The organism is Pseudorhodobacter turbinis (assembly GCF_005234135.1).
Lineage (GTDB): Bacteria > Pseudomonadota > Alphaproteobacteria > Rhodobacterales > Rhodobacteraceae > Pseudorhodobacter > Pseudorhodobacter turbinis.
Map to the genome: position 1 here is coordinate 1,555,001 of NZ_CP039964.1, position 24,690 is coordinate 1,579,690.

Genomic DNA, 24,690 nt, shown 5'->3' on the forward strand with positions numbered 1-24,690 from the left:
GAGGCCTCGAACGGCGTCATCCATGTAATCGACGCGGTAATCATGCCGCCGATGTAATCACTTACTACCCTAGAGAGGCCCGGCGTAACCGCGTCGGGCCTTTTGCTATTTCAGTGCCCTGCCCTTGATGATCGCATCATGTCCGAATTTCGCACGGATTTTATCGGTCGCCAGTTCCGCCGCTGCACGCCTGCCCGCATCGGGGTCCAGCAAGTCGCCAATGACATCAGCCTGATCATTTGGGCACAGGTCCGCAATCCCGACCCCGATAAGACGAAACGGGCCGGGGTCTTTATAAGCTGCCATCAGCGCGGCGGCCTCGCGAAAAATCCGGTCTGCCATCTGCGTCGGTGAGGCAAGGCTATGCCGCCGTGTGATTGAGGCAAAGCTCGCGGACTTCAGCTTCAGCGTCACCGTCCGCCCTGCCAGATCCCGCGCCTTGGCCCGATCCGAGACCTGCTCCGCCAATCGCCAAAGATGGCCCTCCAGCAACTCACGGTCGGTGATGTCCTCACTAAAGGTGGTCTCCTTGGAAATGGATTTCACCACCTCGTCGCGGCTGACACGGCGGGTATCCAGCCCCCGCGACAGATGCCACAGCCTGTCGCCCATGCTGCCGAAACGCGCCGAAAGGTCGACCCTGTCCCAGCGCTTGAGGTCCGCAATCCTGCGTATCCCCGCCTTTTCCAGCGCCGCCCGCGTCGCCGTCCCGACCCCCCAAAGGATCGACACGGGCTTGTCGTGTAAAAAGGCCTCGGTCTCCTCCTTGCCGATCACGGAAAAACCCCGCGGTTTATCAAGGTCCGATGCGATCTTTGCGAGGAACTTATTGTGCGACAACCCGATAGAGCCGGTGATGCCCAAACGCTCCTCCATCTCCTTTACCAGACGGGCCAGCAAAACCGCAGGCGGCGCGCCATGCAGCCGTGCGGTGCCAGTCAGGTCAAGAAACGCCTCATCCAGTGACAAAGGCTCAATCGCGGGGGTCAGCGCCTCCATCATCTTACGGATCTCCCGCGAGACGGCGACATATTCGGCCATGCGCGGTTTCACCACCACCGCCTCGGGGCACAGCTTCAGCGCCTGAAACATCGGCATGGCAGAGCGGACACCTTTGATTCGCGCTATATAGCAGCAGGTAGAAACGACACCGCGCGTCCCGCCGCCCACGATCAACGGCTGGTCGCGGTATTCGGGATGATCACGCTTTTCCACGCTGGCGTAAAAGGCATCGCAATCCATATGCGCAATGGAAAGCTGATCAAGCTCGGCGTGGGAAATGATTCGAGGCGAACGACACGCCGGGCATCGTTTCAGCCCCGGACCGAAACCGGGGGTAAATGGGGCAAGACAAGCGCGGCAAAGGGCGGACATAGGCAGAACATAGCAGTTCCGTTTCCACGGGGGAATAGGATGCAGGCGCATAGCGTTCCTATGCCGCCCGCTACATCTGACGGGGGTGCCGGATCGGCGCAACCGGCCGCGAATCTGGGTCCCCAGCTGCATAAAGAGGCCCCGAAAACAGGGCCGTCAGGCCTGCGCAACTACCCTAAAAATTGTGCAAAATTTGCCCTTTGCGGCTGTAAATGCTAGCCTAGGGCATGGATAAGGCTGGATGGGCGCTTGGAGTGTTGCCAAATTGACGAAACCACGCCCGAGTAAACCAGTTTTTTACAACCCAGATTGCATTTCTTTGCGCAAGCTGGTTAGAAAACGTCACGAGGTATAGTCTTGGGTGCGCATTATCGTCCTCTGAAAATGTGATGGCGCGCGAAAACTGGAGGTTACTATGAAGAAACTTGCACTCGCAGCGGCTTTGACCGTTGCTGCATCGACTGCTTTTGCTGGTGGCATGGCTGAACCGATGATGGAACCAGCTGTTGTTGAAGCGGCGACTTCGTCGTCCGCTGGCGGCATCGTCGTTCCTTTGTTGCTTCTGCTCGTCGTAGCAGCAGCTGCATCGAACTAATCCATCTTGGATTGGAACGAATTGGGACGGTGGGGTCAAACCTACCGTCCTTTTTTTATGCGCTGAGGGGGGAGGTTTATTTCACCCAGCCCGCAAGGTTTTCGCCAATGATTGTTGCCAGCGCGTCGATATGCGCCGCATCATCATTCAGGCACGGAATATAAGTGAAGGTTTCGCCGCCTGCGTGTTCAAAGGCCTCGCGAATTTCGCCGTTGATTTCCTCTAGCGTCTCAATGCAATCGGCGGAAAAAGCCGGCGCAATAACGGCGATGTTCTTTTTGCCCTGTTTGGCCAGTTCGGCGACATGTTCCACCGTATAGGGTTTAAGCCATTCTTCGCGGCCAAACACCGACTGGAACGAGGTATCAATCGCGGCCTTGTCCCAGCCCAGCCGTTCACGCAGCAACCGCGTGGTTTTGGCGCATTGGCAGTGATAGGGGTCGCCCTCCATCAAATAGCGGATCGGCATCCCGTGATAGCTGGCAACCAGCACATCCGGCTTTTGCGGCATCGCGGCATAGGCACGTTCCACCGATCCGGCCAGCGCCTCAATATATTTGGGGTGGTCAAAATACTCTGATACGACGCGCGCTGTGGGTTGGCGCTTTTCCTTCATCAAGGCCGCGAAAAATGCATCATTGGCCGTGGCCGAAGTCGCCCCCGCGTAATGGGGATAAAGCGGAAAGAACAAGATCTTCTCACATCCCGCAGCGACCATCGCCTTGACCTTTGATTCGGTCGTGGGGTTGCCGTAGCGCATGCTGAAATCGACCAGCACCTCACCGCCATAAGCCGCCTTCAGCGCATCGCTGATTTTGGCCGTCTGGTCCTTGGTGATCGTCAGCAGCGGGCTTTCGTTTTTCTCATGGTTCCAGATCAGCTTGTAATTCTTGCCCGAGGCAAAAGGCCGTTTGGTCAGGATCACCAGTTGCAACAGCGGTTGCCAAATCCAGTCGGAAATATCGACAACCCGTTTATCGGATAGAAACTCGTTCAAATAGCGCCGCATGGACCAATAGTCATAGCCGTCCGGCGTGCCGAGGTTGGCGACCAGAACGCCGATCTTGGGCGCTTTGACAACGGGGTGATCGGCCGGCGCATGGGCCAACCGCCCTTGGCCGGGCGTAATATCGGGTTGGCTATACTGTGCATCCGGCATCGTTGGCTCCTATATTCATGTAGCACGGCAGATAACGCCTTAGCGCGTGGGGTCAAGTTTCGTCCTTGGTTACGGGCAGTATGATTTCCGGCGCGTTCAGCGCATCGGCAAGGCGGTGGGTCGCAGAACCGGGGCGCAAAGGCTTTTGCTGGCTTTCATGCGGGGACCAACCGGTTAGGAAGACCATCTCAAAACTGGCAGCAATACGGCCACCTTCCACGCCGAAACCACGGGCATAACGATCTGCCGCATCCTCAAACATCGTGCGGCGCGTGGGCCTGCGGGGGCGGGCATCCAGCGCGCTGGCCTCACCCATTGCGCGCAGGTCGGTCATCAGATGCCAGATGTCGCGGTAATGGACAGTGCGGATAAAGCTGTCCGCCACCGGCAGCGCAAAGCCCGCACGCTGCAACAGCCCGCCCAGATCACGGATTTCCCCCATCGGCAGCACGCGCGGCGACAGGCCACCCGTCACGGCGGCCTCAGCCTCGGCCAGACAGGCGCGCAGCTCATGCAGGGTTTGCCCGCCGAAAAACGCCGCCAGAAACAGCCCGTCGGCCTGCAAGGCACGTTTGCACTGGATGATTTGCCCTACCGGATCATTCGCCCAATGCAGCGCCATGGCGTGGATCACCAGATCATAGGTGCCCGGCTCCAAGGCCAACACCTCCTCATCGGCCACGATATGTGCATCGGGGAAGGCTTTGCGCCACAGATCGGGAAAACCTGTCACGATCGCCAGCTTCGTAAAGGTTCTATTAACCTCTATGAGTCTTTCCTTAATCTCCGCCAGAATGTCCTCATGCAGGAACAGCGCGGGGGCGGGCAAAGCCATCGCGCGGGCACGGTTGCGGGTCAGGGCGTGGGTATCGGTCAATCGGGGCGTTTTCATGCGCCGGACAATAGGAGGGATGGATGGGATTGCAAGCCGTGCTGCACGCAGTTTACCCACCGCAATGCCTTGGATGTGGCGAATTGGTGACCTCTGACTTCGGTCTGTGCGGGAAATGCTGGCGCGACACGCCGTTTATCTCGGGGCTGGTCTGTGACTGTTGCGGCCAACCTTTGATGGGTGAAGATGATGGGTCCGTTGCGCAATGCGATGATTGCATGGCCCTGGCGCGACCTTGGACGCAGGGGCGGGCGGCGCTTTTGTACAAGGATAACGCGCGCAAAATGGTGTTGCAGCTCAAACACGGCGACCGTCAGGATCTTGCACGGCCCGCGGGCGCGTGGATGTATCGCGCGGCCAAGCCCATTTTGCGGCCCGATATGCTGTTGGCCCCCATCCCGCTGCACTGGTTTCGCCTACTGCGCCGCCGCTATAATCAGTCGGCCTTGCTCAGCGCCTCGGTCGCCAAGCTTGCGGGGCTGGATTATTGCCCCGACCTGTTGCAACGCCGTCGTTCCACCCCCAGCCAAGGCGGCCGCGACCGCAGCGCACGTTTTGAAAACATGGAACACGCGATCACCCCGCACCCGCGCCGCAAGGCCCAAATGCAGGGGCGACATGTCTTGCTTGTGGATGATGTTCTTACCTCGGGCGCGACTTTGGCCGTCGCCGCCGATGCCTGTCTGGCGGCGGGCGCGTCGGATGTTTCGGTTCTGGTACTGGCGCGCGTTGCGAAGGACGCCTAAATCCCTATAGTTGCGCTGTCACAAGGGAATGCGGAAATGAAACCTGTTGAAATCTATACCTCGCCGTTTTGCGGCTATTGCCACGCCGCCAAGCGCCTGCTTCAGGCCAAGGGTGCGGCGTTCACCGAACATGACGTTGCGCGTGATCCCTCCTTGCGGGCGGTCATGATGAAACGGGCGAATGGCGGGCGCACGGTGCCGCAAATCTTTATCGGGGAAACCCATGTCGGCGGCAGTGACGAGCTGCACGCGATGGAAAAGGCGGGCAAGCTTGACGCCCTCTTGGCGGATTAGATGGTGCGGGTTGGCCTTGTTCAACTGAACGTCAACGATGATCCGGCGGCAAACCTGCCGGAAACCGTGGCAATGGTCCGCAAGGCAGCGGCGGGTGGCGCGCAGTTTGTTCTGACGCCGGAATGCACCAACGGGCTGTCCTCCAGCCGCCGTCATCAGGCGCAGGTGTTCCACCTTGAGGGCGACGATCCCACTTTGGCCGCCCTGCGGACAGAGGCGGCGGATCTAGGCGTCTGGCTGTTGATCGGGTCACTGGCCCTGTTGACGGGGGATGCGGATGGACGTTTCGCCAACCGTTCCTTTTTGATCGATCCGCAGGGGGAAATTGCGGCGCGTTATGACAAGGTGCATATGTTCGATGTGAATGTCTCTGCCACCGAAAGCTATCGCGAGTCCGAAGGCTACCGCCCCGGCGACCGTGCCGTTATGGCGCAAACACCGCTTGGCGCGATCGGCATGAGCATTTGTTACGATGTGCGCTTTGCCTACCTCTATCGTCGTTTGGCCCAAGGCGGTGCGCAGATTATCACCGTGCCGGCCGCCTTCAACGATACCACCGGCGCCGCTCATTGGGAGGTGCTGCTGCGTGCCCGCGCGATTGAGACGGGCTGCTTCGTTCTGGCACCCGCGCAAACCGGCTACCATCCGGAAACCGCTGGCGGTAAGGGGCGGCGCACTTGGGGTCACAGCCTTGTTATTGCCCCATGGGGGGAGGTGCTGGCCGATGCGGGTACCGAGCCGGGCGTTTGCCTTGCCGATATCGACTTGGCGCAGGTAGAAAAGGCGCGCTCTCGTGTGCCCTCATTGACCCATGACCGGCAGATTAGCGGGCCGGATGACCAAGAGGGTGGGCATGTCTGACAAGGCCGAGGACCTCGCCGTCACCCTGTTTGGAGAGCTGTTCATGGCCGATCAGCTAGCCCGCAACCGGATCTCCAAGGTGCTGCCGCGCGGGATGGAGCTGTCGCATTTTGCTGTGCTGAACCATCTGGCGCGGATAAATGACGAACGCTCGCCCGCGCAGCTGGCGCGGGCCTTTCACGTAACGCGCGGGGCGATGACCAACACCCTTAGTAAGCTGGAATGGGCGGGGCATGTGCATATCCGCCCCGATTGGGATGATGCGCGGCGCAAATTCGTGGCGATAAGCCCCTCTGGCCGGTCGGCCCGTGATGCCGCGGTACAGGCCGTCGCCCCCCTGATCGCGGAATTCGTGAATGATCTGGGGGCAGAGCGGGTCAAGGCCTTCATGCCGGTTCTGCGAGAATTGCGGGTCCGGCTTGAAGGGAATGAATAAGCGACCATGACAATCCCGCTTTTGGTGATGGGGGCCACAGGCCGCATTGGCCGCGCGTTGCAAGGCCAGCAAGCGGCCCTGACAGGGCTGCGGCCCATCTGGCAATCACGCCGCCCCGCGCCGGGCTTTCTGGCTTGGGATGTGCTTGCCGAACCTTGCCCGCAAGGCGCGGCGCAGGGGGTTGTGCTGTGCCTGGCTGGCGTTATTCGCGGCACCAAGGCAGAGCTGGCCTTGAACGTGGACATCGGCCTTGCCGCCTGTCGGGCCGCGATGGACCAAGGGGCGCGGCATGTGTTTCTGGCGTCCTCGGCGGCGGTTTATGGTACTTCGGACAGGGCATTGCCGGAAGATGCCCCGCTGCACCCTGCGGGGGCATATGGGGAAGCCAAGCAAGCGATGGAGATGGCGGCGCGCGCGGCAATGCCGGACCGGCTTACGATCTTGCGCATCGGCAATATCGCGGGGTTTGATGCGCTGTTGGGCGGGATAACATCGGGCAAAGCGGTGCAGCTTGATCCGGTTACGGGGCAGTCGGGCGGGCCTGTCCGGTCCTACATCGGGCCGGTCACGCTGGCGCAGACCTTGGCGAAGCTGGTGCAAATGGCAGCCGCAGGGCAACCTTTGCCGCCCGTACTTAACATCGCCGCAGGTCCCGTCGCGATGGGCGATTTGCTGGATGCGGCAGGGGCGGAATGGGAATTTGGCCCGCCCAACCCCGATGTTATTGCGCGTGTGGAGATGGATATAACCCGCCTGCGATCGCTGGTTGATCTGCCCCCCGCCTGCGCCACCGAAATGGTCGCGCAATGGAAAGGGCTGCCGACATGAGGATCAGCAAACGAGTTCTCGACCTTGTTCTGGTCGCGGTCCTCTCGATGATATTGGTGGTACCCTTTTCCATTCTGCTGGGCGTGATGCTGATCCGTGAAGGACGGCCCTTGTTTTATGTGGCCGAACGGATGCGGGCACCGGGACGGCCCTTTTGGCTGTGGAAATTACGCACGATGACGGTGGCGCCGGGTGATTCGGGTGTGTCAGGCGGGGATAAGGACGGGCGCATCACACCGCTTGGGGCCTTTATCCGGCGCGCACGGATGGATGAGGTGCCGCAGCTTTGGAACGTGTTGAAGGGGGAGATGAGCCTCGTCGGCCCCCGCCCCCCCCTGCGCGAATATGTCGAACGCTTTCCCGACCTATACGCCGAGGTCCTTAAAAGCCCGACGGGGATCACCGGCCTTGCCAGCTTGCGCTATCACGACCGCGAAGAGGCACTTTTGGCCGCCTGCCGTGATGCCACCGACACCGACCGCGTCTATGCAACCCGCTGCGTGCCGCAAAAGGCGCGGCTGGACCTGATCTATCAGCGCAACTGGAGCCTTTGTTTCGATCTGGCGCTGATCTGGGAAACCGGAACCGGCATCCTGATCCGCCGGTTCTTTAAGGGTGGCCGCGACTAGCCCCGTTCCCGTATCTTTTCGCGCACCCGTTCCCAACCGCCGGGGCTGACGACAAAGGACAGCAAGAAACCGGCGAAAAAGCCCGAAAGCTCTGCCACCCAATCCCAGCCGCCGCCAAAGATCAGGCCAAACACCAGCTGGATACCCATCAACATGCCGATCAGCGAAAACGCGCGGTACTGGCTGGCCCCGCTGCCCGCGAGGTTGGTCCAAAGCAGAAAAGTAAACGCCCCGATCAACCCGTAGACCGCCGGATAGCCCCCGATCAGCGACGAATGGATGAAGGGCAGCGCGGTCATCATGCCCGCCCCTGCAAGGGTCGCGCCGAAAAACACCACCAGCACCGCCCAAGGGCGAAACACCTCGCCCACCATTTTGCCAAGGGCAAGCAGGAACACCACCACGAAAATCGCATGGGTAAAGCTGACATGCACAATGGGATAGGTGACCAGCCGCATCAGATGTTCAAGCGGGTAATAGTTATTGGCGATCATATCACGCATGAAATCGGGCGAGAAGGCAAATCGTTGCACCGCATCTTGCCGCCAGCCGACACCTTGTGCGCCCCCGACAACCCCCGCCGAGGCAAGGTTCATCACCACCTCCATCGCGATTATGGGCAGGGCCAGCAGCCACACAACAGCGGGCAACGGGTTGATCGGGGCGGCGTTCGGGTCTGTGTGCATTCTACCTCATATCCGGGGCAATGATTGACGCCCCTTTGCGCCAAGGGTAAGCGAGTTACAACGCAGTTTCCAGATGGAGTATTCCCATGGCCGAGCCGGTCCAAACGCCTCATGCCTTTCAACAGCGCATCTTCTCGGGGATCCAGCCTTCGGGCGGGTTGACCCTTGGCAATTATCTTGGCGCGCTAAAACGTTTTGCCGAAAAGCAGGATGAGGGGATCGAGACGGTTTACTGCCTTGTCGATATGCATGCGATCACCGTCTGGCAGGATCCGACCGGCCTGCGTCAACAAACACGCGAGGCGGCGGCGGCCTTTATTGCCTCGGGCGTTGATCCGAAACGTTCGATCCTGTTCAACCAAAGTCAGGTCAGCGCGCATGCCGAATTGGCGTGGATTTTCAACTGTGTGGCGCGGATGGGCTGGATGGGTCGCATGACCCAGTGGAAGGACAAGACCGCGGGCAAAAACACCGAAAATGCCTCGCTTGGGCTGTTTGCCTATCCGGCGCTGATGGCGGCCGATATTCTGGCCTATAAGGCCACGCATGTGCCGGTGGGCGACGACCAGAAACAGCATCTGGAGCTGTGCCGTGATATTGCGACCAAATTCAATAATGACTTCGGCGTGGATTTCTTTCCCATCACCGAGCCGATGATCGAAGGCGTCGCCACACGGGTGATGAGCCTGCGGGACGGCAGCAAAAAGATGTCTAAATCCGACCCTTCCGATCAAAGCCGCATCAACCTGACCGATGACGGCGACATGATCGCCAAAAAGATCAAGAAGGCCAAGACCGATGCCGAACCCCTGCCAAGCGAGCTGGACGGACTTGCGGACCGGCCCGAGGCGCGCAATCTGGTAAATATCTATGCGGCTCTGGCGGGTATTTCGGCCGAACAAGTCTTGACCGATCACGGCGGCGCGCAATTTGGCAGCTTCAAGCCCGCTTTGGCGGAACTGGCCGTTTCGGTGATGTCGCCGATCACCACCGAAATGAACCGCTTGATGCAAGACCCGGCCGAGATTGACCGGATTTTGGGCGACGGTGCCCTGCGCGCCAATGCCATTGCCCGCCCGATCGTCGATGAGGTTTATGATATCGTTGGGATGATCCGGTCGCGGCAGGTTTAAGCGCGGCCTTTACACCCCCGCCAAACCGCCCTAAACCCCGCGCCTTTCAAAAGGCAAAGGGCGCATGATGGAAATGGCAACGCAAGTTTGTGGCGTGGATTTCGGCACATCCAATTCCACCGTCTCTGTCATGGCGGGGGGCGCATCGCGGCTGATCGCGCTTGAGGGGGCGGCGACGACCATCCCCTCGGCCGTGTTTTGGGAAAGCGATGGTGGTGCGCCCGTCTTTGGCCGTGCCGCGATGGCCGCCTATACCGGCGGTGATGATGGCCGGTTGATGCGCGGGCTGAAATCGGCGCTTGGGTCATCGCTGATCCATGAGAAGACCCGCGTGGGCAACCGCGCCTTGGCCTTTACCGAGATTTTGGGCCGCTTTTTCGGCCATCTGCGCGCGCAATTGGATGCGGTGCAGCCCGGCACGCGGCACGCCGTCCTGGGCCGCCCTGTGCATTTCGTGGATGACAACCCCGCAGGCGACCAAGCCGCCCAAGACGTGCTGGAAACCATCGCCCGCGCCAACGGCTTTGATCACATCGCCTTTCAGTTCGAACCTGTCGCGGCGGCGCTGCATTACGAATCAACCGTCACGGCCGAGGAACTGGTTCTGATCGTCGATATCGGTGGCGGTACATCGGATTTCTCAATCCTGCGCGTGTCACCCGAGGGCCGCAGCAAGGCAGACCGCGACGATGATATTTTGGCCAGCCACGGTATTCGCGTCGGCGGGACCGATTTTGACTGCCTGTTTTCTTTGGCACAGGTGATGCCACTGCTTGGCCTTGGTTCCTTGATCAACAAGGGCAAGACCCCGATGCCGCTGCATTATTACCATGATCTTGCGACATGGCACCGGATCAACTTTCTTTATGCCGGTCGTGCGCTAACCGAGATCAAACAAATCCGCTATGATGCCGACGCGCCGGAACTGCTGGACCGCATGATGCATGTCATCGCCGAACGCCAAGGCCACGCCATCGCCATGGCGGTCGAGGCCGCCAAGATCGACCTTTCCGAAACGCTGGCCACCCCGATCCACCTGCAACAGATCATCGGCGCGGATGCGGGCGCAAGTCGGGGCATGTTTGATACGGCGGTGGAAAAGCCGGTTACGCGGATTGCACAAGCGATTGATGTGGTGTTGGCGCAGGCAGGGGTTGGCGCGGGACAGATCGGCACGGTGTTCATGACAGGCGGCTCGGCCAGCCTGCCGGTTTTGCAGGCGGCGGTGCGCGCGCGGCTGCCGGATGTGCGGGTTGCCCTGGGCGATGTTTTGGGCAGCGTTGGCACCGGCCTTGCCCTTGATGCCGCCCGCAGGTTCGCCTGACTGGACGAGGTGACGGATTGCTGCTTTAACAGTCCCAACATCGAAAGGGTACCCAATGGTAATCGGCACAAATATCCGCACCTATTTCAACGGCAAGTGGCATGAGGGCGACATCCCCGTTATGCGCGCCGCCGATCACGGGATCTGGCAGGGGTCGTCGATCTTTGACGGCGCGCGGTTCTTTGATGGCGTGGCGCCGGATCTGGCAAACCACTGTGCCCGCGCTAACCGTTCGGCCAAGGCGCTGATGATCACCCCTACGGTTGAGGGGGATGAGATGGTGGCGATTGTCCGCGAGGGCCTGCGTGCCTATGGCCCCTCGCAAGCGGTTTATATCCGGCCAATGTACTGGGCGCTGGATGGCTCCGAGCTGGGGGTTGCGCCCAAAGAAGGCTCTACCGGGTTTGCGATCTCGCTTGAACAGGTGCCAATGCCCAGCTTTGACAATGCCACCACCCTGACCCGCACCCGTTTCCGCCGTCCGGTGCTGGAGGATAACGTTTGCAACGCCAAGGCGGGCTGTCTTTACCCCAATAACGCGCGGATGCTGGTAGAGGCAAAATCCAAGGGCTTTGCCAACGCGCTGGTGGGCGATGCGATGGGCAATGTGGCCGAAACCGCAACGGCCAATGTGTTCATGGTCAAGGATGGCGTGGCCTATACCCCGATTGCCAATGGCACCTTCCTGTCGGGCATCACCCGCGCGCGTCATATCGCCAACCTGCGCGCCGATGGCCTTGAGGTGGTGGAAACCGTGCTGGGCTTTGATGATTTCCACGGCGCGGATGAGGTGTTCCTATCGGGCAACTTCGCCAAGGTTACCCCCGTCAAAGCCTTTGACGACACCACATATGCAACCGGCCCGATCACCCGCCGCGCGTGGCAATTGTATATGGATTGGGCGCATAGCGAAGGCAATTAACCCGCCCCACACCTTCGGACTTGTCAGCCGAGGGGCAAATGCTGCAATATCTGCCGGTAACTTCGGGGAACAAGATGCGCAAGTTTATGGTGGTGCTGGATGACAGCCGCGAATGTCTGAACGCGATGCGTTTTGCGGCCCTTAGGGCTGCGCGTACTGGTGCGGGGGTTCAGATCCTATCCGTTATTCCGCCAGAGGAGTTTCAGCACTGGATGGGCGTTGCCGACCTGATGCGTGCCGAGGCCCGTGAACGGATCGAGGCGCATTTTGAGGTGTTTGCAAAGTGGATGCGCGACAAACAGGGCGTGAATCCCGAGCTGGTCATCCGTGAAGGCGACCCGCTGACCGAGATTCTGGCCCAGATCAATGATGATCCGGAAGTCGGAATTCTGGTTCTCGGCGCGGGGCATGATAAATCCGGCCCCGGGCCATTGGTGTCTCAACTCAGCCGCAGTTCGGGCGGGTTGCCGGTGCCAATCACGATTGTACCGGGTGAGATGTCCAAAGAGCGGCTGGAAAGAATTACCTAAGCCCCCCGACCAACATCACAAGACCAACCCTAACGATAGGTCCGCGGCAGCGCCGTTTTAGGGGGCTCGATGCCTCCTAAAACGGCTACCCCCCTTACTCGGCGTCGGAATCCCAACCGGAAATGGCTTTTGCTTCCAAAAACTCTTCCAGCCCCCAGTGACCACCCTCACGCGCGCGGCCGGATGATTTCACCCCACCAAAGGGCGCACCGGCCCCGCGGGGTTGGCCGTTCATCTCAACCATACCCGCACGGAGTTTGCGGGCCAAACGATTGCGGCGTTTCCCATCCGAGGATTGCACATAGTTCGTCAGCCCGTAGGGCGTGTCATTAGCGATGTGCACACCGTCTTCCTCGGTTTCAAACGGGATGATCGACAGCACCGGACCAAAGATTTCTTCGCGCTCGATTGTCATCCCCGGTTTCACATCGGCAAAGACCGTCGGGCGCACGTAAAAGCCCTTGTTCATCCCCTCGGGCAAGCCCGGACCACCGGCAACCAGCCGCGCGCCCTCATCAATACCCTTCTGGATATAGCTTTGAATCTGGTCCCACTGACGGCGGTTCACCACCGGCCCGATGTGCGCGCCCTCTTCCGATGCGGGGCCAACCTTGACGGCATTCGCCACCTCAGTCGCAATTTCCACCGCCTTGTCGTAATAGCTGCGCTCTACCAGCATCCGGCTGGGCGCATTGCACGACTGGCCAGAGTTGTTCATCATATGCAGCACACCACGTTTCACTGCGGATTCGTCAGCATCCGCAAAGATCATGTTGGCGCCTTTGCCACCCAATTCAAGCGTCACACGCTTCATGGTTTCTGCCGCAGCAATGGAAATCGCACGGCCCGCGCGGGTCGATCCGGTGAAAGAGATCATCTCAACATCGGGATGGCTCGAAAGCTGGCTGCCAACGCCCACACCATCGCCGTTCACAAGGTTGAACACGCCCGCAGGCACGCCCGCATCATGACAGAATTCGGCAAAGAGCATCGACGACAGCGGGCTTTCCTCGGATGGTTTAAGCACACAGGTACAGCCCGCCAACAGCGCCGGAATCACCTTCAGCGTCACTTGGTTCATCGGCCAGTTCCACGGCGTGATAAGGGCCACGACGCCGATCGGCTCCATCGAGATCCGGTCATTCGGGGCGTGGGGGCCAAGCGGGCGAATCCATTCCATCTCATCAAAAGCGGTCAGAAAGTTTTGCGTGTGCCATGGCAAAACAGGCGCCTGACTGCCGCGCGCCAAATCAATCGGTGCACCCATCTCAAGGCTGATTGCCTGCGCCATTTCCTCGGCACGGGCCTCATATTGGGCCAGAATACCTGCAACCGCTTTGCGACGTTCAGCAGGCGGGGTGACGGACCAGCTTTCAAATGCGGTTTTTGCGGCGGCGACGGCGGCATCGGTATCGGCCTGCGCGCCAAGCGAGATTACGGCGCAAGGCTCCTCGTTGGAGGGGTTGATCACCTCACAGTCATTCGCGGTCGACGGGGCGACCCATGCGCCATTGATATAGAACTTGCGTTTGTCGAGCATTACAGCCTCCTGAATTTCCTGCCGCACCGTGGCACCGGAAACGCGCAACCGCAAGCCTTGCGCGAAAGAGCGACACCTCACCATCATGCGAGCCCTGTTTCTTTTTGCCGCGCCCCCCTGCTTGGGGGGTGTAAATATGCGCGCGCTGGCATATGTCTTGGGTAACCAAGACCAAAGATGGAGAAATACATGTCAGTTCGTATCAACGATATCGCGCCGGATTTCACCGCCGACAGCACCGCCGGCAAGCTTAACCTCCATGAGTGGATCGGTGACAGCTATGCCATCCTCTTTAGCCACCCGCGCGATTTTACGCCGGTTTGCACCACCGAATTCGGTGCCGTCGCCCAGCTTGCGGCAGAATTTGCCAAGCGGAACACCAAGGTTATGGGTGTCTCGGTCGATTCGGTTGAAGAGCATGTAAAGTGGAAAAACGACATCGCCGCCGTTGCCGGCGCGCCTGCGGATTTCCCGATCATCGATGATACATCGCTGACCGTATCCAAGGCGTTTGACATGCTGCCCGCCGATTACTACCTGCCCGGCGCTGACCGCACACCTGCCAATACCGCGACCGTGCGCGCCGTCTATATCATCGGGCCGGACAAGAAAATTCGCCTGACAATGACCTATCCAATGTCCGTAGGCCGCAACTTTGCCGAGATTTTGCGTGCTTTGGACGCGGTTCAGGCCACCGATGGCGCACCGATTGCCACGCCGGCCAACTGGCTTCCGGGTGAGGATGTGATCGTCGCCCTGTCGCTGGATGATAAAGCGGCCGAGGAAAAGTTCGGCAAGCTCGACATCAAGCTGCCTTACCTACGCTACGCCAAAGCGCCGAAATAAGCGATCCGGCCCCCGCGCAACCGGGGGCCGCACGTTTCGCTTTCCTTTTGCGCCAATTCCGCCTATATCCACGCGGTCCCGACCCGTTCGGGGCACCAAGGGCCTTGCTGGACGACATCCCGGCCTGTGCCGTCACAATTCACAATGGAGAACCCGATGTCGATTACGCCAGAAGAAAAAGCCCGCCTGATCAAAGAATACGCAACCAAAGAAGGCGACACCGGTTCGCCCGAAGTACAGGTTGCCATTCTGACCTCGCGCATCACGACCTTGACCGAACACTTCAAGGGCCACAAAAAGGATAACCATTCCCGCCGTGGTCTGTTGATGATGGTTGCTCAGCGCCGCAAGCTGCTGGACTACACCAAAGGCAAAGACGATGCGCGCTATCAGTCGCTGATCAAGCGTCTGGGCATCCGCCGCTAAGGCCGGACCCAACAAAGAATACCTCAGCGCCCGTGTCCCAGACGCGGGCGTTTTGGTTTGTGCCGGTATGGTTCACCATGTCACACGACACACACTTTGGAACGAAAACCCGGTTCGGGCGTTGTACCCACAACGAAACGAAATGGAGGTTTCATCATGACAGATCTGAAAAACGAATTCTGGGACCGAATAGAGGACGTGCGCACAGCGATGCTGGGCGTCAAAGGCCAAGGTCGTTTGGTCGCGATGTCACCTCGGGTTGACGACGATATGCCGGGGCACGTGTGGTTCATCACCGCCAAAGGAACCGATTTGGCCAAAGCCACGGCAAATGGCCCCTGTGATGCGCGGCTTGTGGTCTCTAGCGACAGCGAGGGGCTATATGCCGATGTGGATGGCAAATTGACCCATTCCACCGACCGCGAAGCCCTAGATGAAACCTGGAGCTTTGTCGCCGATGCGTGGTTCGAGGGCGGCAAGGCCGATCCGGATGTCCACCTCCTCCGCTTCACGCCCCGGCAGGCAGAGGTTTCCGTGACAGCCACCAACAGCTTGAACTTCTTTTACGAGATGGCAAAGGCCAAGCTAGCCGACGAAAAGCCAAATCTTGGCGCACAGGGGCTGGTGACCTTCTAAGGACCCGAAGACCGCCCAAGCCAACAGGCCCGCGCGGTCTTCGCGATCAATCAGCGGACAACGAAAACCGATATGGTTGCGTGTGATGCAAGGTATCCCGCATTTGATGAAAAGAAATACTCGGCAAAGCCGGGCACGTGGCTTGCCATAACAATCAGGTCAACCCCGAGCGCCTTGGCGGCATTCTTCAGCAGATTATCAAGATCAACCGAAGGATCATGGCTAATCTCGGCATGCGGCGCCAATGTCACGCCAAGTATGGCGGAACGTTCCTTCGCAAAGGCGGCAAGCTTCTCGGTAAATTCCGCTGGTGTGCGCGAAACCTCGTTCGGCACGGTCTGCCCGACGCCAACGACAGTTACCTTCGCGCCGTAAAGTTTTGCCATATCGACAGCCACTGCCAAGGCTTTGTCGGTTTGGTCGACCTGCGCCAGATTTACCGGAATCATAATGTTCGAATACATGCTGTTCTCCTTCATTTCTGCCTTCACCCTAACATACATCCCACGGGCTGCGCTTTGCCATGGATCAAGCCCACCCCTTCCCAAACGCCTTGTTTTCCTGTAAGGGCGACACATCTGTGACGTGAAGGCCTGCCCTCGGCCGCATGCAAAGGATAGAGGGCGGCGGCAATGGGGCCGCTATGCAACGGGGGGCCCGGAACGCCGGGATGCCCCCATATAGGAAACGATGAATGTTTAACGTAACGAAAAAAGAAATCGAATGGGGCGGTGAAACGCTTACCTTGGAAACAGGTAAAGTGGCCCGCCAAGCCGATGGTTCGGTTATCGCCACGATGGGCGAAACCTCGGTCATGGCCAACGTGACTTTTGCAAAAGCGCAAAAGCCGGGCCAGGACTTCTTTCCCCTGACAGTACATTATCAGGAACGCTATTACGCCGCCGGCAAAGTGCCAGGCGGCTTTTTCAAGCGTGAGGCACGGCCTTCCGAAAAGGAAACGCTGACCTCCCGTTTGATCGACCGTCCAATCCGCCCGCTGTTTGTAGATGGCTTCAAAAACGAAGTTCTGGTGATCTGTACCGTTCTTTCGCATGACTTGGAAAACGAGCCTGACGTGCTGGCGATGATCGCCGCCTCTGCCGCGCTGACGATTTCCGGCGCACCATTCATGGGGCCGATTGCCGGCTGCCGGGTCGGCTATGTCGGTGGCGAATATGTGCTGAACCCAAGCTGCGACGACATGATGAAGCTGCGCGACAACCCCGAGCAGCGTCTCGATCTGGTTGTGGCCGGTACGCAAGACGCCGTGATGATGGTGGAATCCGAAGCCTATGAGCTTTCCGAAGCTGAAATGCTGGGTGCCGTGAAATTCGCCCATGACAGCATCCAGCCTGTGATCGGCATGATCATGGACTTTGCCGAAGAATGCGCCAAAGAGCCCTTCGACTTTACCCCGCCAAACTATGGCGACCTGACTGCCCGCGTCAAAGCGGCTGGTGAAACCGCCATGCGCGCCGCTTTCGCAATCCGCGACAAGCAAGAACGCACCACTGCGATTTCAGCCGCTGTTGCTGCGATCAAGGCTGGCCTGTCGGACGAAGACCGCGCTGATGAGAACCTTGGCTCTGCGATCAAAGCTTTGGAAGCTGGCGTTTTGCGTGGCGATATCATCAACGGCTCTGCCCGGATTGATGGCCGTGACACAACGACTATTCGCCCGATTGTTTCGGAAACCGGCATCCTGCCACGGACCCACGGTTCCGCCCTGTTTACCCGCGGCGAAACCCAAGGTCTGGTTGTGACCACTTTGGGCACAGGCGAGGATGAACAGTTCATCGACGCGCTGACCGGCACTTCGAAATCCAACTTCTTGCTGCACTATAACTTCCCTCCCTATTCGGTTGGTGAAGTTGGTCGTTTCGGCCCCCCCGGCCGTCGTGAAATCGGCCACGGCAAGCTGGCTTGGCGTGCGCTTCAGGCGGTTCTGCCTGCGGCAACCGACTTCCCATATACCATTCGTGTGGTGTCGGAGATCACTGAATCCAACGGCTCGTCCTCGATGGCGTCGGTTTGCGGTGGCTCCTTGTCCATGATGGATGCGGGCGTGCCCTTGAAGGCCCCTGTTGCCGGTGTGGCGATGGGTCTGATCATGGATGACGATGGCAAATATGCGATCCTGTCGGATATCCTTGGTGACGAAGATCACCTTGGCGACATGGATTTCAAAGTGGCTGGTACCGAATCCGGGATTACATCCTTGCAAATGGACATCAAAATCGCAGGCATCACGCCCGCGATCATGGAAAAGGCACTTGCACAGGCCAAAGACGGCCGTCTGCATATCTTGGGCGAAATGTCCAAGGCGTTGACATCTGCACAGGCGTTCTCGGCCTATGCGCCAAAGATCGAAACCATGACCGTTCCAACCGACAAGATCCGTGAAGTTATCGGTTCCGGCGGTAAGGTCATCCGTGAGATCGTCGAAGTATCGGGCGCAAAAGTCGATATCAACGACGATGGCGTGATCAAGATTGCCTCCAACAACGCCGAGGCCATCAAGAAGGCCTATGACATGATCTGGTCGATCGTGGCAGAGCCGGAAGAAGGCAAAGTCTACACCGGTAAGGTTGTGAAACTGGTTGATTTCGGGGCGTTCGTGAACTTCTTTGGCAAGCGTGACGGTCTGGTGCATGTCAGCCAGATCGCCAACAAGCGTTTGCAGCACCCGAATGAGGCGCTGAAAGAAGGCCAGGAAGTGAAAGTGAAGCTTTTGGGCTTTGACGATCGCGGCAAGGTTCGCTTGGGCATGAAAATGGTTGACCAAGAAACCGGCGAAGAGATCACGGAAGCCCCCACCGAGGGCTAATCCCAACTCTATCTGGTTCCCCCCAGCTGTTATGCTGGGGGGGCCACCTTTCCGCGGCCACATTGCGCGCGCCGAATCGTCGCCCTAGCGGGTAGAACACGGCCACGGGTTACGCCCCGACAGCCTGTTATCGCATGTCTCTCTCTGGAAATGACTAATATGATCAACAAACGCTTCACCAAGGGCGATGCTGAAAGCGTGGCCGAGTATTCGCCTTGCGAGGGATATCGCTATGCGCTGACACGGGTTTGGGACCCGCAGGGGGACAAGGTGACATTTGTCATGCTCAACCCGTCAACCGCGACCGAAGTGCAAAACGATCCCACGGTAGAACGTTGTGAGCGCCGTGCGCGGACGCTCGGGTTTGGTGCATTTCGGGTGGTGAATATTTTCGCCTGGCGCGCAACGGACCCAAAGGTAATGCGTGCGCAAGAAGACCCTGTTGGCCCGGGCAATGACGCCGCAATTGCGCAGGCTGCAAGCTGGGCTGACCGTATTGTTTGTGCGTGGGGCACACATGGTGCACATCTGGATCGCGGGGCAAATGTTGAGGCCATGCTGCGCGGCTTAGGGCGGCCCCTATATCAGCTTGGGTTGACCAAGGCCGGCCATCCCAAACATCCGCTGTACATCAGCTATGACCGCCAGCCAGAGCTGTGGGACTAAGCCCTAGAAAATATTTGAAGGTGTCAGCTTCAGCGCATCAACCGTAAGATTGGCGCCATTCGCGATAACGGCCAGCGGAACGCCATCCAGCACGATCGTCGCGTCGTCAGAATCCTCATCCGTAAGCAGCTCGACATGCGGATCAGGGTGCGCATTGGCATCATAAAGCACAACGATCTCATCCTCTGACGGCTCATAATCCATAATATGGGCCAAATCATCCGAACCGATCCAGCTGTTCAGGGCAAAACTGTCCTCCCCCTCACCGCCATGGGCCCAGTCCCCCGCACCAATCATCAGCGTATCGTCGCCGGTACCACCGTTCAGAAAGTCGCTGCCTTGGCTGTCCTCGGGGTTCTCCGCATCTACGCCCCAAAGCGTATCATCACCGGCGTTTCCATCCAGCGTATCCTCGCCCTCATCACCGAACAGCTCATCATCATCAAAGCCGCCCGCCAACCAGTCGTTCCCGGCACCACCCGCAAGCGTATCCGCACCAGAGCCGCCCACCAGCGTGTCGTCGCCCTCATCACCATTCAGGTAATCATCATCCATGTGGCCCGACAGGGAATCATCCCCTGCCCCGCCAGTCAAAAGATCATTGCCATCATGACCATCGACGACATCATTACCGGCACCGCCGCGCAGGTCATCATCGCCCGCACCACCGCCGATGTAGTCCTCGCCATTGTCGCCGTTGATCACATCGTCACCATCGCGCCCGTCCAGCAAATCATCCCCGTCACCGCCATCTATGGTATCTGCCCCGGCCTCACCGGTCAAAATATCATCATCGCCGCTACCGGTTAATTCTACATCAAGCGGAGTTGGAAAAGGGGAATCACTGGATTCTGTACCAGAGGCGTCGACATCGGGAGCCTGATTTTGGCTCGCGACATCCAAAAGATCGACAGTATCACCTGTCTCCTCATCAGACTCGGTCACGTTGTCTTCAGCTTCGGCGGTATCATCGCCATCAAGCTTTGTTTTTGTCGCTATAACGCCATCCGCCATAAACCCGGCGAAAACAGCACCAAACAGACCCAAAATTCCCAACATGACCAAAGCCCTTGATTCCCAATCCTAATATACTCATCGCGGGCGTTAACCAAGTGACTGGCTAAACCGCTGTAAGCATTAGGATTATAGGAAGATCGTGGCACAAAAGGGCGTGCAAAGCCATCGAATCGGTGCGGAAGTGCGGCTAATTATTCCAATTTGGTTAAAACAGCACGCAAAATGCAAAGGCACGGCCAAGGCGCGTGGTGGGGCGCAATGCCCACCACGCGGCGGTTCTAGTCGTTAAACACCCGGGAAGGATGCAATTCGCCGGCCTTATAAATGCCCACGGCCACGGCCTTGCCCATATAGCTGGCCCAAGCCTCCTCACCGTATTCCGCGTCAGAGGTCAGGACCATTCCGGGGTTGCCGTTCTTTAACCGAACCACCCCCTCGGGTGTGGTCGGCAATTCGGGCAGGTCGGTCAGCCCAAGCTCCAGCGGCAACAAATGGGCATCCAGTGCTTCGGTCTTGGCGCCTGCGTCCAGCGTCTCAAGGCTGACCCCTTGCTCTGCCTGAAACGGGCCGGACCATGTGCGCCGCAACCACAAAACATGCCCAAGACAGCCCAAAGCCTGCCCCAGATCCCGCGCGATAGAGCGCACATAGCCGCCCTTGCCGCAGACCATCTCCAGCTCTACATGGTCGGCATCGGGACGAGCGATCATCTTCAGGCTTTCGACCCAAAGCGGACGGGCGGCCAGCGCCATCTCGCCGCCGGCACGCGCGATATCATAGGCGCGCTCGCCTTCGACCTTCACGGCAGAAAACTGTGGCGGAACCTGCATGATATCGCCCCGAAAGGCGCCCAGTGCATCCGCAATTACCTCGTCCGAGGGACGGTCGTCGCGCGTCTCGATCACTTCGCCTTCGGCATCATCGGTGCGGGTGGAAACACCCAAGCGCATCACAAAGCGGTAGCATTTCAACGCATCGGTGATGTAGGGCACAGTCTTTGTCGCCTCACCCAGCGCCACGGCCAGAACACCGGTCGCATCGGGATCAAGCGTACCTGCATGGCCCGCCTTTTGCGCATCAAACGCCCATTTCACCTTGTTCACAACAGAGGTGGACGTAACGCCCGCAGGCTTATCCACCACCAACCACCCAGAAATCGCGCGGCCCTTGCGTTTGCGTGCCATGATGCCCCCAATTGGAAAAAGCTGTGGCTACCCCGCACGGCACGGCGCGTCAAGCAGCGCTATTTCGGAACGGCAAGCCCCACGATCGGCCCCATCTGAAACCCGAAATCATTGCGCCCCAATTCGGGCGAGAATAACCGGCTGATCTTGCCATCAAAATAAAGCGCATTCGGCACGCCCAGCCCATCGCGGAACAACCGCCCGAAGGTGTCAAAATTCACCGCCCGCCCCGAGATCGCAAAATAAGCCGTCTTGCCGTCCCCCGACACGCCAACCCCGTTGCGAATAAAGCGGCTGTCGCTGTCAGGCAGAAAACGTGGGTGCAGGGCACCGTCGATCACCAGCATCGGGCCGGATTGTGTTGCAAAGCGACACGCGGGGCGCGCGGCCTTGAACGCCCGCGATTCGACCACCGAAAAATCCTTGCCAATGCAAAACACACCGTTAGGCAGCAGGCCAAAATTGCCCGGCCCCTCTCGGGTGACAATGCCTGCACGTTCCTGCCCTTGCGTCACCAGCAGGCCAACGGGCGCGCGGTCATCGTGATACATTCCGGCGTTCATCGCGAATTTCAGTGTTTTGCCCTCAGTGGCAAGAACCTCATCCACCTTGGCAAAGCTGCCAAGCACAGCGCCTTGCGCATCGGCATGGAACAGCCGCAGATCGGCATCTGCGCCGACCTTGCACACCGTAAAGGGTAGATCGTCAAAGGTTGTATCAATGCAGGAAGCTTGCGCAGGCAGCGCATAGGCCAGCGCAAATGCGCAAGCCGCAAGCAGCCTAAGCATCGTCATCCGGCGCGGCATCAACATCGCGGCGCACGCGCTCATCTTCCAACAGACGGCGGGTTTCATCCAGCTGATCAAAGGTGATATCGGGGCGAAAGCGCAGCTCCGGTATATGTTTGATGATCATCTGCTTGCCGATCAGGTGGCGCAACTCGCCCTGATGCTTGGCCAAAAGGGCAATCGCCCCCTTAACATCCTTACCGCCCAAAGGCATCACATGCACGGTGGCGACGCGCATGTCCTTGGACATCTGCACCTCCCCGACTGTGATGTAGAAACGGTTCAGATCCGGGTCATGCACTTCGCCACGCGAAAGCACTTCGGATAAAATCCGGCGGATCAATTCGCCAACCCGAAGTTGACGCTGCGAAGGGCCCTGGGCCGAGGTGTAGCTTTTCTGTGCCATCCTTCCCACATAGGCGTTTCCAACCGCGCCCGCAACGGGCATCACAGCAAAATGGGCGCTTGGGCCTTTGCGGCACATACGATAAGCAGGCGCAAAAGCATTAGAGGGGATTGAGAACATGGCCGACCTTCCGGGACTCGTTGTAACCGGCGCATCAGGGCGCATGGGGCAAATGCTGATCCGCACGATCACCTCATCCGACCGCGCACGTCTGGTCGGCTGCGTTGAGCGTAGCGGCCACGACTGGGTCGGCCGCGATGTGGGCGAATGTATGGGCGGGCCCGCGATGGGCGTGATCGTAAGCGATGATGCGCCCACGGTCTTTGCCAAAGCCCAAGCCGTGATCGACTTCACCGCCCCCACAGCCACCGTCGAATTTGCAGCACTGGCAGCACAGGCTGGTATCGTTCATGTGATCGGCACCACAGGGATGGAGGGTGATCACATCGCGCAGCTTACCCCCGCCGCGACCCGCGCAGTAATCGTGCGGGCGGGGAATATGTCACTGGGTGTGAACCTTTTGACCCGCCTAACCCAAAAAGTCGCCGCAGCCCTAGATGCCGATTGGGATATCGAGGTGGTCGAGGCCCATCACCGCATGAAGGTCGATGCGCCCTCGGGAACCGCCCTGATGCTGGGTGAGGCCGCCGCCCAAGGCCGTGGTGTATCGCTGACGGATGTGCGCGATTCCGGGCGGGATGGCATTACCGGTGCGCGCAAACGCGGTGATATCGGTTTTGCCGCCATTCGCGGCGGGGATGTGGTGGGGGAACATGACGTGATCTTTGCCGCTGATGGCGAACGCATCGTGCTGCGCCACCTTGCAACCGATCGCGCGATCTTTGCCCGTGGTGCGCTGCGCGCAGCCCTGTGGGGCATCGGCCAAAAGCCGGGCGAATATGACATGATGGACGTGCTGGGCCTGTAATTAGCAGATAAAGCGCCGGTAGGCCTCGGATGCCTCCAAGAAGCCCTGCTCTACCAAGGCTTCCGGTCCAGCGTAAACATATGCTGATTGCGGGGCGATCCTGAAGGCATCGCCCCCCGTGGCGGCTGCCAAACGCTTGGCATCCTCGGAATGTTCCCATGTTCCATTGGCGACCGAGGCCCGATCCCGCGCCAGATAATCCCCTGCAAGCTTGTAATGCCGCAAGAGGCCGGTCACATCGGCAACGCGGACCTTGCTGGCACAATGCGGATGCACCATCGGCTGCACCGTTGGGATATTGCGCACAATCGAATGTTTGGACAGGAAGCACGCCTCACCAAAGACTTCGGCACGAACACCGCCGATTTTCAGGGCAACATCACCTTCATTCTGATCCAGAAACCAACTGAATCCGATGGCATCATGCTCATGATAAGCCACCGATTGTACCTGCCCCAAACTATAGTGATCCGCCTGCTGCAAGACGCGGCTATAATCCCAATCCTTGCCCTCACCATAGGAAAGCGGCGAGAACAGGTCGAGCATCTGCGACACCATCGCCGTATAGTCATGCTTGGTCAAATACCCCAACAGCTGCGGCAGTGAGGCATCCAACGGCACCTCGAACATCTCATCCGCGTCGGCAAACAAGAACCAACCGCCCTGTATCACCTGCCGCGCGGCCACCACGCGCAGCAATACCTCATACTGTCGGGCGGGGAGCGTGTTTTGCAGGACCGTCACGCAGTCAAACCGTTTGGCGACCGCAATGGTATCATCCGATGATCCGTTATCCACCAACACAATGTGGCGCACACCAAGAGCTTGATGATGTGCCAAAAACGCTTCGATGAAATAGGCGGCGTCCTTGACAAGACATATCACTGCGGCCTCATCCTCGGCCAACTCCACGCGGGCCGGACCATGGATCAACGCCATCCCTTTCGCCACAGCGCGCCGCGTCGAAAACTCATCCCAACGACGCGTCACCGCATCAAACATCCGCCCAATCACGTC

General features: G+C 59.1%; 29 protein-coding genes (1 of these 29 running past the window's edge). 18 read left to right on the forward strand and 11 right to left on the reverse strand.

What is annotated here, in order from left to right; translation table 11 throughout:
* On the forward strand, positions 1–57 hold the final stretch of the coding sequence (locus tag EOK75_RS07495; RefSeq protein ID WP_137193298.1) for a fasciclin domain-containing protein. The gene continues 423 nt to the left of window position 1, outside the view; the window shows 57 of its 480 coding nt (coding positions 424–480); its start codon lies beyond the left edge, outside the window; its stop codon occupies positions 55–57.
* Between the two features lie 48 nt (positions 58–105).
* Here the strand turns inward: EOK75_RS07495 and EOK75_RS07500 are convergent, their stop codons facing one another.
* Positions 106–1,374 (reverse strand): DNA polymerase IV, encoded by a 1,269-nt coding sequence (locus EOK75_RS07500; protein ID WP_137193299.1) that lies wholly within the window; start codon positions 1,372–1,374, stop codon positions 106–108.
* Between the two features lie 415 nt (positions 1,375–1,789).
* Between EOK75_RS07500 and EOK75_RS07505 the strand changes: the two genes are divergently transcribed.
* On the forward strand, positions 1,790–1,969 hold the full coding sequence (locus EOK75_RS07505; RefSeq protein ID WP_050526893.1) for a hypothetical protein: 180 nt from the start codon (positions 1,790–1,792) through the stop codon (positions 1,967–1,969).
* A gap of 76 nt (positions 1,970–2,045) precedes the next feature.
* Here EOK75_RS07505 and hemH read toward each other — a convergent pair whose 3' ends face one another.
* Positions 2,046–3,128 (reverse strand): ferrochelatase, encoded by a 1,083-nt coding sequence (hemH, locus tag EOK75_RS07510; protein WP_137193300.1) that lies wholly within the window; start codon positions 3,126–3,128, stop codon positions 2,046–2,048.
* Positions 3,129–3,180: 52 nt separating this feature from the next.
* The gene (locus EOK75_RS07515; RefSeq protein ID WP_137193302.1) at positions 3,181–4,020 is read right to left on the reverse strand and encodes a methyltransferase domain-containing protein; all 840 of its coding nucleotides are present in this window, start codon (positions 4,018–4,020) and stop codon (positions 3,181–3,183) included.
* 23 nt (positions 4,021–4,043) lie between these two features.
* Between EOK75_RS07515 and EOK75_RS07520 the strand changes: the two genes are divergently transcribed.
* Genes EOK75_RS07520 through EOK75_RS07545 form a run of 6 tightly spaced genes read left to right on the forward strand, consistent with a single transcriptional unit; the run spans position 4,044 to position 7,814 of the window.
* The gene (locus EOK75_RS07520; protein ID WP_137193303.1) at positions 4,044–4,766 is read left to right on the forward strand and encodes a ComF family protein; all 723 of its coding nucleotides are present in this window, start codon (positions 4,044–4,046) and stop codon (positions 4,764–4,766) included.
* Between the two features lie 36 nt (positions 4,767–4,802).
* Positions 4,803–5,060 carry a glutaredoxin 3 gene (gene grxC / locus EOK75_RS07525; protein WP_137193305.1) on the forward strand — a complete coding sequence of 86 codons (258 nt, stop codon included), beginning with the start codon at positions 4,803–4,805 and terminating at the stop codon, positions 5,058–5,060.
* 3 nt (positions 5,061–5,063) lie between these two features.
* Positions 5,064–5,921: a carbon-nitrogen hydrolase family protein gene (locus EOK75_RS07530; protein WP_137194331.1), complete on the forward strand. Its 858-nt coding sequence runs from the start codon at positions 5,064–5,066 to the stop codon at positions 5,919–5,921.
* Positions 5,914–6,357 (forward strand): MarR family winged helix-turn-helix transcriptional regulator, encoded by a 444-nt coding sequence (locus tag EOK75_RS07535; protein WP_137194332.1) that lies wholly within the window; start codon positions 5,914–5,916, stop codon positions 6,355–6,357. The genes EOK75_RS07530 and EOK75_RS07535 overlap by 8 nt, the downstream gene beginning before the upstream one ends.
* A 6-nt stretch (positions 6,358–6,363) precedes the next feature.
* Positions 6,364–7,185 (forward strand): NAD-dependent epimerase/dehydratase family protein, encoded by an 822-nt coding sequence (locus EOK75_RS07540; RefSeq protein ID WP_137193307.1) that lies wholly within the window; start codon positions 6,364–6,366, stop codon positions 7,183–7,185.
* Positions 7,182–7,814, forward strand: coding sequence for a sugar transferase (locus tag EOK75_RS07545; protein WP_137193309.1), 633 nt, complete (start codon positions 7,182–7,184; stop codon positions 7,812–7,814). Before EOK75_RS07540 ends, EOK75_RS07545 begins: the two co-directional genes overlap by 4 nt.
* Here EOK75_RS07545 and EOK75_RS07550 read toward each other — a convergent pair.
* Positions 7,811–8,500, reverse strand: a complete 690-nt coding sequence (locus EOK75_RS07550) for a rhomboid family intramembrane serine protease (protein ID WP_137193311.1) — start codon at positions 8,498–8,500, stop codon at positions 7,811–7,813. The genes EOK75_RS07545 and EOK75_RS07550 overlap by 4 nt on opposite strands.
* 86 nt (positions 8,501–8,586) lie before the next feature.
* On the opposite strand from EOK75_RS07550, the gene trpS reads away from it, so the two are divergent.
* The 4 genes from trpS to EOK75_RS07570 all read left to right on the forward strand — a co-directional run bounded on the left by trpS (position 8,587) and on the right by EOK75_RS07570 (position 12,409).
* Positions 8,587–9,633 (forward strand): tryptophan--tRNA ligase, encoded by a 1,047-nt coding sequence (gene trpS / locus EOK75_RS07555; protein WP_137193313.1) that lies wholly within the window; start codon positions 8,587–8,589, stop codon positions 9,631–9,633.
* Positions 9,634–9,700: 67 nt separating this feature from the next.
* The gene (locus tag EOK75_RS07560) at positions 9,701–10,957 is read left to right on the forward strand and encodes an Hsp70 family protein (protein WP_240793944.1); all 1,257 of its coding nucleotides are present in this window, start codon (positions 9,701–9,703) and stop codon (positions 10,955–10,957) included.
* A gap of 55 nt (positions 10,958–11,012) precedes the next feature.
* Entirely contained in the window at positions 11,013–11,879 is an 867-nt protein-coding gene (locus tag EOK75_RS07565) for a branched-chain amino acid aminotransferase (protein WP_137193316.1), read from the forward strand.
* Positions 11,880–11,953: 74 nt separating this feature from the next.
* Complete coding sequence (locus EOK75_RS07570; RefSeq protein WP_137194333.1) at positions 11,954–12,409, forward strand: universal stress protein; 456 nt, start codon at positions 11,954–11,956, stop codon at positions 12,407–12,409.
* Between the two features lie 94 nt (positions 12,410–12,503).
* On the opposite strand, the gene EOK75_RS07575 is transcribed toward EOK75_RS07570, so the two are convergent.
* Entirely contained in the window at positions 12,504–13,949 is a 1,446-nt protein-coding gene (locus EOK75_RS07575) for an aldehyde dehydrogenase family protein (RefSeq protein WP_137193318.1), read from the reverse strand.
* 189 nt (positions 13,950–14,138) lie between these two features.
* Here EOK75_RS07575 and EOK75_RS07580 point away from each other — a divergent pair, with 189 nt between their 5' ends.
* The 3 genes from EOK75_RS07580 (at position 14,139) to EOK75_RS07590 (ending at position 15,857) form a co-directional block, all read left to right on the forward strand.
* Positions 14,139–14,795: a peroxiredoxin gene (locus tag EOK75_RS07580; protein WP_137193320.1), complete on the forward strand. Its 657-nt coding sequence runs from the start codon at positions 14,139–14,141 to the stop codon at positions 14,793–14,795.
* 156 nt (positions 14,796–14,951) lie between these two features.
* The gene (rpsO, locus tag EOK75_RS07585; protein ID WP_137193322.1) at positions 14,952–15,221 is read left to right on the forward strand and encodes a 30S ribosomal protein S15; all 270 of its coding nucleotides are present in this window, start codon (positions 14,952–14,954) and stop codon (positions 15,219–15,221) included.
* A 156-nt stretch (positions 15,222–15,377) separates the two neighbouring features.
* Complete coding sequence (locus EOK75_RS07590) at positions 15,378–15,857, forward strand: pyridoxamine 5'-phosphate oxidase family protein (protein WP_137193323.1); 480 nt, start codon at positions 15,378–15,380, stop codon at positions 15,855–15,857.
* Between the two features lie 50 nt (positions 15,858–15,907).
* Here the strand turns inward: EOK75_RS07590 and EOK75_RS07595 are convergent, their stop codons facing one another.
* Entirely contained in the window at positions 15,908–16,321 is a 414-nt protein-coding gene (locus EOK75_RS07595) for a universal stress protein (RefSeq protein WP_137193324.1), read from the reverse strand.
* 230 nt (positions 16,322–16,551) lie between these two features.
* On the opposite strand from EOK75_RS07595, the gene pnp reads away from it, so the two are divergent.
* The gene (gene pnp, locus EOK75_RS07600; RefSeq protein ID WP_137193326.1) at positions 16,552–18,684 is read left to right on the forward strand and encodes a polyribonucleotide nucleotidyltransferase; all 2,133 of its coding nucleotides are present in this window, start codon (positions 16,552–16,554) and stop codon (positions 18,682–18,684) included.
* Positions 18,685–18,843: 159 nt separating this feature from the next.
* On the forward strand, positions 18,844–19,350 hold the full coding sequence (locus EOK75_RS07605) for a DUF1643 domain-containing protein (RefSeq protein ID WP_137194334.1): 507 nt from the start codon (positions 18,844–18,846) through the stop codon (positions 19,348–19,350).
* A gap of 3 nt (positions 19,351–19,353) precedes the next feature.
* Here EOK75_RS07605 and EOK75_RS21560 read toward each other — a convergent pair whose 3' ends face one another.
* The 4 genes from EOK75_RS21560 to rbfA form a co-directional block, all read right to left on the reverse strand.
* Positions 19,354–20,409 carry a calcium-binding protein gene (locus EOK75_RS21560; RefSeq protein ID WP_137193328.1) on the reverse strand — a complete coding sequence of 352 codons (1,056 nt, stop codon included), beginning with the start codon at positions 20,407–20,409 and terminating at the stop codon, positions 19,354–19,356.
* 236 nt (positions 20,410–20,645) lie between these two features.
* Positions 20,646–21,551: a tRNA pseudouridine(55) synthase TruB gene (gene truB, locus EOK75_RS07615; RefSeq protein ID WP_137193330.1), complete on the reverse strand. Its 906-nt coding sequence runs from the start codon at positions 21,549–21,551 to the stop codon at positions 20,646–20,648.
* 59 nt (positions 21,552–21,610) lie between these two features.
* On the reverse strand, positions 21,611–22,339 hold the full coding sequence (locus EOK75_RS07620) for a phosphodiester glycosidase family protein (RefSeq protein ID WP_137194335.1): 729 nt from the start codon (positions 22,337–22,339) through the stop codon (positions 21,611–21,613).
* Positions 22,332–22,745, reverse strand: coding sequence for a 30S ribosome-binding factor RbfA (rbfA, locus tag EOK75_RS07625; RefSeq protein ID WP_137193331.1), 414 nt, complete (start codon positions 22,743–22,745; stop codon positions 22,332–22,334). Before rbfA ends, EOK75_RS07620 begins: the two co-directional genes overlap by 8 nt.
* Positions 22,746–22,863: 118 nt before the next feature.
* Between rbfA and dapB the strand changes: the two genes are divergently transcribed.
* Positions 22,864–23,673, forward strand: coding sequence for a 4-hydroxy-tetrahydrodipicolinate reductase (gene dapB, locus EOK75_RS07630; protein ID WP_137193333.1), 810 nt, complete (start codon positions 22,864–22,866; stop codon positions 23,671–23,673).
* On the opposite strand, the gene EOK75_RS07635 is transcribed toward dapB, so the two are convergent.
* Positions 23,674–24,687 carry a glycosyltransferase family 2 protein gene (locus EOK75_RS07635; protein WP_137193335.1) on the reverse strand — a complete coding sequence of 338 codons (1,014 nt, stop codon included), beginning with the start codon at positions 24,685–24,687 and terminating at the stop codon, positions 23,674–23,676. It abuts the gene before it with no gap.
* Positions 24,688–24,690 lie beyond the last annotated feature (3 nt).

Coding starts and splice junctions, on each gene's coding strand:
- EOK75_RS07500 (WP_137193299.1), bottom strand. CDS start 1,374: ATGTCCGCCCTTTGCCGCGCTTGTCTTGCCCCATTTACCCCCGGTTTC.
- EOK75_RS07505 (WP_050526893.1), top strand. CDS start 1,790: ATGAAGAAACTTGCACTCGCAGCGGCTTTGACCGTTGCTGCATCGACT.
- hemH (WP_137193300.1), bottom strand. CDS start 3,128: ATGCCGGATGCACAGTATAGCCAACCCGATATTACGCCCGGCCAAGGG.
- EOK75_RS07515 (WP_137193302.1), bottom strand. CDS start 4,020: ATGAAAACGCCCCGATTGACCGATACCCACGCCCTGACCCGCAACCGT.
- EOK75_RS07520 (WP_137193303.1), top strand. CDS start 4,044: ATGGGATTGCAAGCCGTGCTGCACGCAGTTTACCCACCGCAATGCCTT.
- grxC (WP_137193305.1), top strand. CDS start 4,803: ATGAAACCTGTTGAAATCTATACCTCGCCGTTTTGCGGCTATTGCCAC.
- EOK75_RS07535 (WP_137194332.1), top strand. CDS start 5,914: ATGTCTGACAAGGCCGAGGACCTCGCCGTCACCCTGTTTGGAGAGCTG.
- EOK75_RS07540 (WP_137193307.1), top strand. CDS start 6,364: ATGACAATCCCGCTTTTGGTGATGGGGGCCACAGGCCGCATTGGCCGC.
- EOK75_RS07545 (WP_137193309.1), top strand. CDS start 7,182: ATGAGGATCAGCAAACGAGTTCTCGACCTTGTTCTGGTCGCGGTCCTC.
- EOK75_RS07550 (WP_137193311.1), bottom strand. CDS start 8,500: ATGCACACAGACCCGAACGCCGCCCCGATCAACCCGTTGCCCGCTGTT.
- trpS (WP_137193313.1), top strand. CDS start 8,587: ATGGCCGAGCCGGTCCAAACGCCTCATGCCTTTCAACAGCGCATCTTC.
- EOK75_RS07560 (WP_240793944.1), top strand. CDS start 9,701: ATGGAAATGGCAACGCAAGTTTGTGGCGTGGATTTCGGCACATCCAAT.
- EOK75_RS07565 (WP_137193316.1), top strand. CDS start 11,013: ATGGTAATCGGCACAAATATCCGCACCTATTTCAACGGCAAGTGGCAT.
- EOK75_RS07570 (WP_137194333.1), top strand. CDS start 11,954: ATGCGCAAGTTTATGGTGGTGCTGGATGACAGCCGCGAATGTCTGAAC.
- EOK75_RS07575 (WP_137193318.1), bottom strand. CDS start 13,949: ATGCTCGACAAACGCAAGTTCTATATCAATGGCGCATGGGTCGCCCCG.
- EOK75_RS07580 (WP_137193320.1), top strand. CDS start 14,139: ATGTCAGTTCGTATCAACGATATCGCGCCGGATTTCACCGCCGACAGC.
- rpsO (WP_137193322.1), top strand. CDS start 14,952: ATGTCGATTACGCCAGAAGAAAAAGCCCGCCTGATCAAAGAATACGCA.
- EOK75_RS07590 (WP_137193323.1), top strand. CDS start 15,378: ATGACAGATCTGAAAAACGAATTCTGGGACCGAATAGAGGACGTGCGC.
- EOK75_RS07595 (WP_137193324.1), bottom strand. CDS start 16,321: ATGTATTCGAACATTATGATTCCGGTAAATCTGGCGCAGGTCGACCAA.
- pnp (WP_137193326.1), top strand. CDS start 16,552: ATGTTTAACGTAACGAAAAAAGAAATCGAATGGGGCGGTGAAACGCTT.
- EOK75_RS07605 (WP_137194334.1), top strand. CDS start 18,844: ATGATCAACAAACGCTTCACCAAGGGCGATGCTGAAAGCGTGGCCGAG.
- EOK75_RS21560 (WP_137193328.1), bottom strand. CDS start 20,409: ATGTTGGGAATTTTGGGTCTGTTTGGTGCTGTTTTCGCCGGGTTTATG.
- truB (WP_137193330.1), bottom strand. CDS start 21,551: ATGGCACGCAAACGCAAGGGCCGCGCGATTTCTGGGTGGTTGGTGGTG.
- EOK75_RS07620 (WP_137194335.1), bottom strand. CDS start 22,339: ATGCTTAGGCTGCTTGCGGCTTGCGCATTTGCGCTGGCCTATGCGCTG.
- rbfA (WP_137193331.1), bottom strand. CDS start 22,745: ATGGCACAGAAAAGCTACACCTCGGCCCAGGGCCCTTCGCAGCGTCAA.
- dapB (WP_137193333.1), top strand. CDS start 22,864: ATGGCCGACCTTCCGGGACTCGTTGTAACCGGCGCATCAGGGCGCATG.